Below are 9,237 nucleotides of genomic sequence, written 5' to 3' on the forward strand. Positions count from 1 at the left end.
GATCCATTTTTATCTTATTATTAAATCTTTGTTGTTTTTGCACTCCCATTGATAATTTAAAAAGGGGTCTTAGGATTGATTAAATTTTTATACTAAATTTAAAACAGAATATCTGACTGATATTCAAGCCATATGGCAAACCAAACAGCTTTAATCGTGACCAAGGTTACTTTTTTTATACTGGCTACATTTATTCAGTTGGGGAATATTCATGCGATTGACTTTCATCAGGAGGCAGATAATTTAGACAGCCTTCGCTTGCTTTTGGATCTCTCCAATCAATTGGCATATACCCAACCAGAACGATCTTTTGCCTATGCCCTGCAGGCCTATGCAACAGCCAGGTTATCAGGCTCTCCGGCTATCCATTCTGAGGCTGCCCAGGTGCTTGGATACAGTTATTACGATCAAAGGGAATATAAAAAAGCCGAGAAAAAACTTCTTGAAGCTCTGTCCATTACCAAAAGATACAAGCTGAATAGCTTGAATGAGAAAAACCACAATGCGCTCTATCAGCTCTACCGCAGAATGGAAGATTTTGACAGGGCAAAAACACATATTGATCTGGCACATGACTTTGCTATCGCAAATGGAGACCCAATACGGTTGGCCAATATTCTGAAAGGGAAAGGGCAGTTATATAAAGAAATGGGGGTATTGGAAAAAGCAGTGTCAAGTCTCCTTCAGGCCATCCAGGTAATCCAAAATAAGGATGAACCATTAGACTACGCCTTATTCATAGATTGCGAAACAAGCCTGGCTCTGGTATATACAGAAATGGAGGATCATGATCAGGCAAGGTATTACCTGAACAGTGCTCTTAGCCATGCAAAGACCCAACAATTACCCGTGCAAACCCTTTACGCCCACCTAAATTTGGGATTGGTTTATAAAAAGCTGGCGGACAACTCAGCGCAGGAAAGTTTGTATGATTCTGCTAAGGCGCATAACAGTCTGGCCCTTTCCCTGGCAGAAAAGCAGCATCGAAAACCAGAAATCGCCATGATCCTGAACAATATGGCCTTCCTGGCTTTTGAGCAGCATGATCTCCCCGAGGCCAAAAGACTTCTCTCCAAAGCCATACCGATTAAGCTTGAAACTGGCAACCACAGAAGCCTGGGTTATGCCTATTGGTTAAAAGGGAAAATTATCTCCGCTGAAAACCAGTCCATGGATGCCGTAAAGGTTTACCAGGAAGCCATCTCCTATGCCCAAAAGGGAAAAGCCCTTTCCCTGTACAGAGATTTGCTTGAAGACCTTTCTGAGGAATACTATAAACAAAAAGACCTGCAGGCCTATCGCAATAGCCTTCAGTTAAAAGAAAAATTATCTGACAGCCTTATCAACCTGGAGAAAGCCAAAAATATTGCCAGTGCTGAAATTCTTTATCGCCAGAAGAAAGATACAAAATCAGAGCCATTCTCGACTGCATTCCCAAAAGAATCAACTGCATCCATTCAAATAGGCCTCGCCCTACTGGCATTGTCAAGTTTCTTCTTTTTAGTATACTTTTATTACAAGCTAAGCATAAAAGAAAAATTACTTCGTGTTTTCGATCTACAGCTCAGGGACAGTAAAAAGAAGCAGGAAAAGTTACAAAAAAAACTGCTGGTCTACTCAGAAAACCTGGCCAATTCCCTGAGTAAAAACCAAGAACTAGTTAGGGAGCTGGAAAAATCTGCTATTAACTATGCCCGACAGGAAGCCCTGGAAGCCCTGGCTCAATTCAAGATTTCAAGACAGGAAGATTGCCGCACTTTCAGGTTATTGTTTGAAAAAGCCTTTCCGGGATATTGGGAACGTTTGAAAAAAGATCTTCCCGAACTAACCGAAAACGAACTTATCTTGGGCGCACTTTTCAAGCTGGGATTTAGCACTCAGGAAATGGCTTCGGTATTGGGTATTTCATACGATGGCACTAAGAAGGCCAGGTATCGGTTTAAAAAGAAAATCACCAGCCTTTCAGATAGTCATAAAAAAGGGCAGTTTTCCAAATAGCCCGCCAATTCGGGAATTTAATCTGTCCCCGGTATTGTCTACTTTTTGTCCACCCCTGATTTTAATACATTTCCTGGAAAGAATAGCATATTACTTCCCACAAAACAGTATACTTATTTTTAACCAAAAAAACGCTTAATAAAATGGCAGAAGGTTTAGTAAATATGTCAGATCAATTCAAGGGATTGCCCATGCAGGACCTGATTGGAGGTCCCTTGAATGCAGCAGTTTCCGCGAATGTTAAACTGGCACAAGCAACAGCGGATTTCATCAATACAGTGGGATTTACCCAAGTTCCGGTAGACAAAAAACCTGGTGAATTCACTACGGGTGCTGCCAGAATGCTGGATTTTGAATTTGAACGGCCTGGTATTTATGTGCCAGAAGTCAGTGATAAAAACCCAAATCCAACACCACAGCGAACCATAGAGGAGGTAAAAATCCGGGTACCCATGTTGGCAGTAGTACCCATTCCCAATCTTCAGGTAGATACGGTGGACATCACCTTTGATATGGAGGTCAAGAGTGCAACCTCCGAATCCAGTTCAACGGATATGAATGCATCAGCCGATGTATCTGCAAAGATTGGATGGGGTCCCGTAAGTGCCACCGTGAAAATACATGGCTCGGTGGCTACTCATAAAGAAAATACCAGAAGTTCTGACAATTCGGCCAAATACCATGTGGAAGTAACCGCTTCCAATCACGGTACTCCGGAGGGTCTGGCCAGGGTACTGGACATGATGGCTACAGCTGCAACTCCTATGGATGTGAATGTAGCACCCCTGGAGGCTGCCAGCAAAAGAGACCCAAAAACCGGCAAACTAGTGGATACCAAACCTGTAAGTCCGGATGGGTCCCACCCATCGCTCACCTGATTTTACAATGATCCAACAGCAAAACAAGGCAGCTGATTTGGGGGATGTTACCTATGTAAAAAGAGTCAGCATAGGTAACATCAACCCCAACAACCCACTTAATGAAGAACAACAGGAAAATCAAATGGCTTTATTGAATAAATGCCTTAACGAATACCCTAAAGGAAAGATCATCGGAAAAGATATTTCTGTTGGCGTTTTTCAGGTGGGGGACCACCAGATTACCCTCCAGCGAACTACCTACCATGTGGGATTTTTAAGAAAACCTGTTTGGTTGGAGAAAAACAAATAACCTCATGGCGAAAACGATAAAACTGGATAACCTGCTTCAAGCCATTCACCAGGCTGTCCTGGAAGCCCAGTTGCTTACCGAACAGCAACACCTGGAGCAATTGGACAGGTACTTTGAATGGCCTGAAGATGAAAACAAAAAAAATGAAGAAATGGCGGCCCATATCCACAGAAATGGGGGGATCGCCAAAACCTGGGCAGTAGAAGTACCCAATATGCATCCCGAAGCTGAAAAAGGCAGCACTACAACAATTCAGGTCCCATTAATGAGCCTTATTCCCCCAACAGCCATAAAAATAAAAAATATGGAAGTTGAGTTTAAAGTAGCCCTGGGTAATTTGGTGGAAGACCGGAAAGAAGGCCGGAATCTATTCAAAAAAAACCAGCCCCGGGAGGAGGGTCAATCCCTTGGAATTGACCTGGGAGGTGTGTCTGGGGGTGGTTTTTTCGGAAAAAAATCTTCTCTGGCAAAAATAAAGATAACCTTTGAGGCAGGGGAACCAGCAGAGTCCTTCCTCAGGATCAATGACCACCTGATTAAATCCATTATCTAAACCATAGGAATGACGCAATCGATCAGCCTGACCTATGAGAAAAAGGGAAATGTACAGAAGAATTATATTTGTCATGTTACTTGGTTTTTTTATGATGAGTACCATGATTTTGGTCATCTTACTTCACATAACCGGAATTGTAAACTTCGGCCAAACTGTGCATGAGCACCACATCTACCTCAATCAGAACACCTTAAAAGGACAGGAAAATCCTGATTCCAGTCAGTTTCAACTGGCTAACCAACCATTGTTTTTTGCAGGCCATTCCACTCCTGGTGAATCCGGAGAAATTACCCACAGAGGGCACCACTATGACAGTATACTTCGGATGTTTAATCTGCAGGATGAAGCCTGGAGCCCTGGACACCAAACCCATGGCTATTATGGCATCGATGTTTCTCATTGGCAAAACGCCATCAACTGGTCACAAGTAGAATCAGACTCTCTCCCACACAAAATTGATTTTACACTGATCAAAGCAACACAGGGAAGCAAAGCCACTGATCCCTATTTCCAGGGAAACTGGAAAGCGGCAGGTAAAGCCGGAATACTTAGGGGAGCCTATCATTTCTATCAATATAAAGACCCCCCACTGGACCAGGCAAAGCATTATATCAAACAGGTAAACCTGAAAGCAAATGACATTATACCCATATTGGACATAGAGTTGGATTGCACGGGCTGTACCAGTCCGGAAATTTCAAATAAACTGATGATCAAAAATTTGAAAATTTATTTGGGGGCAATTGAAGATCACTTCCAAGTAAAACCCATCATCTACACTTATGAAGCCTTCTACCAAAGTCATCTAAAAGGGCACTTTGATGATTATATTTATTGGATGGCTAAATTTTCGAACAAACCCCCAAAATCATTTACCGTCAAGGCCGACTCAGCAACTTTCCTATTGCCCGAAATCGCCATGTGGCAGTTTACCGATTCGGGAAAAATAAAAGGAATCGCAGGAAAAACAGATATGAGCTTTCTTCCAGCCACATTAAAGGACAATATTTTGATTCCCGATTAATTAACAGTAAATCAAGTCCCGAATTCCTTTAATTTAACAGTTGGTTGGCCGTAGAAAAATCAAAAAAGACTTGAAAGGAAAGCCCTGGCCCTATCCTTTCCCACTAAATAAGATTTGAATAAAAACGGAATAGTTGTAATTTGGAAATTATAGGGGAAAATAAATGCTATGTTATTCAATATTATGGTCTTATTCCCCTTTTAATTCCCAACCAAATTTCAACTTGCAATGATACAAGATTACTTAAATCAGGAGTATTGGAACAACAGCATGCAGAGTTATCTCCAGGCACTGGGCTTTATCCTCTTAGGCATTTTAATTATCAAGGCCTTTAAAAAAACCTTATTCAAGAAAATTAAGCGCCTAACGGAAAAAACCGATAATAGCTTCGATGATTATTTATTTGAAATTATTGAAAAGTTTGTTCTACCTGCCATCTATATTTCTATAGTCTTCTGGGGCATTCAGATGCTAACCCTGAATGAAAAAATGGACTATGCGATTTCCACAGGCCATAAGTTTGTTTTGACCTATTTTTTTATTCGAATAATTGCCAGCTTTATCATCATGGTTCTCCGCACTTACGTACGGAGACAGGAAAACGGTGAGGAAAAAGTGAAACAAATCGGCGGAATCATCATCATCGTAAACGTCCTGATTTGGAGCATGGGTATCCTTTTTTTGTTTGATAATATGGGATACGATGTTACCGCCATCATTACCGGTTTGGGAATTGGCGGTATCGCAGTAGCCCTTGCTGCCCAGAATATATTAGGGGATTTGTTCAATTACTTTGTTATCTTTTTTGACCGGCCGATTGAAATCGGCGACTTTGTGGTTGTGGATGATAAAAACGGAATTGTGGAGAAAATAGGCATCAAAACAACAAGAATCAAAACCTTGTCAGGAGAGGAATTGGTGGTTGCAAACAGTGATCTTACGGGATCCAGGATTCATAATTACAAAAAAATGCAGCGAAGAAGGATACTTTTTTCCGTTGGGGTGACCTACGAAACACCTTCGGAGAAATTAAAACAAATCCCTGGATTGCTAAAAGAAATCGTACAAAAGCAATCCCCTGTAACTTTTGACAGGGCTCATTTTAAATCTTTTGGCGATTCCAGTCTTGATTTTGAAATTGTTTATTACATAGAAAATGCTGATTACAATACATTTATGGATATCCAGGAACAGATAAACTTTGAGATATTTGAACAGTTTACCGCCATGGGTGTCTCCATTGCCTTCCCCACGAGAACATTGTATGTCAGAAATGAAAATGATCAAAGGTTTAAAATTGAAACGTTTGGACGGGAATTTCAACCTTCTGAAAGTTAGTGGCAATAATGAGAGTAAAAGGATAGTTTTATTTGAAAAAGCTAACCTCCCTGGAGCTATACAGTTCTTATCCAAAATCACAATAAATAACTAAGCTTTGGTACAAGGAGCTGAATCGAAAGTTTTCATCATGCATAAAGCAAAATTTTTACTTCTGTTTATTTTTATTTGGAATAATAGCAAGGTCCATGCTGCAAACTATTATTTCTCATCTACTTCCGGAAATGATGAGAGAACCGCAGAGGAGGCCCAGCATACCGACAGCCCATGGCAGACTTTAAATAAATTGAATGAATTTATTCCTCAACTGAAACCTGGAGATTCTGTTCTATTTAAGTCCGGCGACATTTTTTATGGCAGCCTAAACCTGAAAAAATCGGGAACTTCAGAAAAGCCCATTGTTTTTAGCCAATATGGAATCGGCTCCCCCCCTGTCATTTCAGGGTTTACCCTGCTTAATAACTGGAAAAAATACGCTCCTGGAATTTTCTTCACCAATACTCCTCAGGCTACCCCTCGAGTCAACTTATTAACACTAAACGGGAAGCCTATGGCGCTGGGGAGATTCCCGAACCAAACCGAAAAAAACAAAGGGTATTTGGTTCCGGATGAAATTAAGGGGAAAAACCAAATAGCGCATCCATCCTTACAGGAAGGGGAGCAGTGGGAAGGGGCTGAGTTGGTTATTAGAAAAAACCATTGGATTATGGACCGTGACCAAATTATTTCCCATCAATCCAATACCCTTACGTTTTTACCTTCATCCAGCTACGAACCAAAAGAAGGATATGGTTTCTTTATTCAAAATCACCTGAATACCCTTGACCAACTGGGTGAATGGTACCATGATGTCAATGCAAACAGACTTTATATATGTTTGGAGGACCAAAACCCTGATAAATTATCCATCAAAGTCAGTACAAAAGGCAATCTTCTCACCACACTTACCAATACCAGACATATTGTTTTTCATGGGATACATTTTGAAGGGGCAAACAATGACGCCATACTGATAAGAGGTGGTGATTCGATGCATTTCACTTCAGTCAAAATAGAAAATTCAGGTGAAAATGCTGTGATGGTTGAAAATATGGATCGTTTTCGCTTTGAAAATTCAACGATTCTTAATGCTCAAAACTCAGGTGTTTACCTGAGATCCGGAAATTATCAGGCTACCATAAGCAACAACCATATTGAAAACATCCATGTATTTTCGGGGATGGGGCAGAGCGGAGACAATAATGGATACGCCATTTTTAGCGTTTCAGACGCAGATACCATCTCCAACAATACCATCAAGAATTCAGGTTATGTAGGCATTGGCTTTAGAGGAAGCAATACGCTGGTAAATAACAATTATATCAATGGTTTTTGTCTTGTAAAAGGTGACGGCGGTGGGATTTACTCCTACACCGGAGGTACCCGCAAGCAGTATCTCAATAGGAAAATCATCGGTAATATAATTCAAAATGGTGTTGGAGCAAGAGAGGGAACCTCCCTACAAGGTTCCGATTTTCCAGCTCCTGCAGAGGGGATATACCTGGATGATGATGCTGCAAACATCCTGGTAGCTGAAAATACCATTTCTGGTATCGCCAACAAAGGCATTTACCTGCACAATACCAATAATATTGAAGTAAAGGATAACCTTGTCTTTGATGCATCCTATTTGATTTTTCTGGCAGATGATCATTTGGGACAGCCTCTTGAAAAAATCTTTATCAAAGACAACACCCTCATAAAAAAGACACCCCACCAAATTCCAATGGGAATCAGATCGGCCGATCCTGATTTCTCTACTATTGGTTCTTCTGATCAAAACCATTATATAGATCCCACCGGAAATGGGGCTATATTTCATGTACAGAATATCTCCACAAGAAATGACATGTATTTTAACCTCGAAAACTGGAAAAATATAACAGCATGGGAGGGAAAGACTACCCAAACTATTCATTCAGCTGACAGTCAACTTCCTGCTACTTCTGAATTAAACACCATTAAAAACCTTAACTTTTCCAAAGACGCATCAGGAATCTATTGCGTAAAAGACTGTAACCTTTTTTGGGAAAATGGAGGATATGTTTCCCTTACCGGCGACAAGGATATGTCAAGTTTAAAATTAGACCTTGGGCCCGTTAAAAACGAACTGAGATACCTACTAACCTTGACAGCTTCTAGTGAGGAACCAGTAATAATGGAAGTCTATCTGAGACAACGTGGGCCAGCTTATCAGAAATTAAGTCATGGAAAAACTTTTATACTGGATAAATCCAGAAAAGAAATTCAAATTTTTATAGAAAACCCAAGAGAAGATAGGGATGCTTCTTTAATGCTAGACATTTTCCAATCTAAAAACAGCATCAAAATCGACAACATAAAATTCGATATTTTACATCAAAAGAAAGAAACCAGAAAACCGGAGCCTTTTTTACTGCTGACCAACCCAAAACCCGATCCCCACCTAGCAGAACTGGAAGCCAGCTATAAAGACTTATCCGGCAAAATTCATTCTGGTAAAATTAGCCTGGAACCTTACCGGAGCATTTTTCTTATCCGGGATTAAATTGCACACTATTCTTAAACCATTTTTTTATTCCAGCACTAAAAATTCAAAAACTTTGCGGTATAGGTTTGCCACTTTTCGCAACTGGTTCCTATAATTACTGACCCAAGTTTGATTTAAATTCTAACTGTCAGAACAGCTTAAAGCAGTTTCCTGCTTGAAAAGAATAATTCCCCCTTAATACAGAATCCCTGAAAATGAGATTTGAGTTGAATCTATGATGGTTTGACTTATCTGGCAATTTTCCGTTTGCTTCGGCAAGGTTTGGTGCCCTCAATAGGCAATATTTCACAATCGAACTCCGGTCAATTGCAATGATGGATGCATCTATTTTTTCATTTACCCTTTTTATCTGGCTTCACACCCTATCCTTACTCAGGTAGACAACTCCAGCTAATAAAACTGAAAAAAATATTTTTTTTTTCTAATCCTCATTTCTGGATTATCGGCAATAAAAATAATTCCAAAAACACAATTGAAATCACATAAAGAAATTATACAATTTTTTAATCTCCCCATGTCACTTGTTGTTAAAAATAAAATTTGGTATTAAGAATATTATACCATTTATTATCAAAATAAGAT

Annotated in this window: 7 protein-coding genes; all 7 read left to right on the forward strand. The window is 40.1% G+C overall.

Annotation, left to right across the window (positions count from 1 at the left end; genetic code table 11):
- Positions 1–132: 132 nt before the first annotated feature.
- The 7 genes from HUJ21_RS02835 to HUJ21_RS02865 all read left to right on the forward strand — a co-directional run bounded on the left by HUJ21_RS02835 (position 133) and on the right by HUJ21_RS02865 (position 8,652).
- Positions 133–1,998 carry a tetratricopeptide repeat protein gene (locus tag HUJ21_RS02835; RefSeq protein ID WP_291367105.1) on the forward strand — a complete coding sequence of 622 codons (1,866 nt, stop codon included), beginning with the start codon at positions 133–135 and terminating at the stop codon, positions 1,996–1,998.
- A 143-nt stretch (positions 1,999–2,141) separates the two neighbouring features.
- The gene (locus tag HUJ21_RS02840; protein ID WP_291367107.1) at positions 2,142–2,876 is read left to right on the forward strand and encodes a DUF2589 domain-containing protein; all 735 of its coding nucleotides are present in this window, start codon (positions 2,142–2,144) and stop codon (positions 2,874–2,876) included.
- 7 nt (positions 2,877–2,883) lie between these two features.
- Positions 2,884–3,168 carry a hypothetical protein gene (locus HUJ21_RS02845; RefSeq protein ID WP_166142577.1) on the forward strand — a complete coding sequence of 95 codons (285 nt, stop codon included), beginning with the start codon at positions 2,884–2,886 and terminating at the stop codon, positions 3,166–3,168.
- A gap of 4 nt (positions 3,169–3,172) precedes the next feature.
- Entirely contained in the window at positions 3,173–3,721 is a 549-nt protein-coding gene (locus HUJ21_RS02850) for a DUF2589 domain-containing protein (protein ID WP_291367109.1), read from the forward strand.
- 34 nt (positions 3,722–3,755) lie between these two features.
- On the forward strand, positions 3,756–4,748 hold the full coding sequence (locus tag HUJ21_RS02855; protein ID WP_291367110.1) for a GH25 family lysozyme: 993 nt from the start codon (positions 3,756–3,758) through the stop codon (positions 4,746–4,748).
- Between the two features lie 228 nt (positions 4,749–4,976).
- Complete coding sequence (locus tag HUJ21_RS02860) at positions 4,977–6,086, forward strand: mechanosensitive ion channel family protein (RefSeq protein ID WP_291367112.1); 1,110 nt, start codon at positions 4,977–4,979, stop codon at positions 6,084–6,086.
- Positions 6,087–6,216: 130 nt separating this feature from the next.
- On the forward strand, positions 6,217–8,652 hold the full coding sequence (locus HUJ21_RS02865; RefSeq protein ID WP_291367114.1) for a right-handed parallel beta-helix repeat-containing protein: 2,436 nt from the start codon (positions 6,217–6,219) through the stop codon (positions 8,650–8,652).
- Positions 8,653–9,237: the final 585 nt, after the last annotated feature.

It is taken from the genome of Cyclobacterium sp. (assembly GCF_014762705.1).
Taxonomy (GTDB): Bacteria; Bacteroidota; Bacteroidia; order Cytophagales; family Cyclobacteriaceae; genus Cyclobacterium.

Coding starts and splice junctions, on each gene's coding strand:
- HUJ21_RS02835 (WP_291367105.1), top strand. CDS start 133: ATGGCAAACCAAACAGCTTTAATCGTGACCAAGGTTACTTTTTTTATA.
- HUJ21_RS02840 (WP_291367107.1), top strand. CDS start 2,142: ATGGCAGAAGGTTTAGTAAATATGTCAGATCAATTCAAGGGATTGCCC.
- HUJ21_RS02845 (WP_166142577.1), top strand. CDS start 2,884: ATGATCCAACAGCAAAACAAGGCAGCTGATTTGGGGGATGTTACCTAT.
- HUJ21_RS02850 (WP_291367109.1), top strand. CDS start 3,173: ATGGCGAAAACGATAAAACTGGATAACCTGCTTCAAGCCATTCACCAG.
- HUJ21_RS02855 (WP_291367110.1), top strand. CDS start 3,756: ATGAGAAAAAGGGAAATGTACAGAAGAATTATATTTGTCATGTTACTT.
- HUJ21_RS02860 (WP_291367112.1), top strand. CDS start 4,977: ATGATACAAGATTACTTAAATCAGGAGTATTGGAACAACAGCATGCAG.
- HUJ21_RS02865 (WP_291367114.1), top strand. CDS start 6,217: ATGCATAAAGCAAAATTTTTACTTCTGTTTATTTTTATTTGGAATAAT.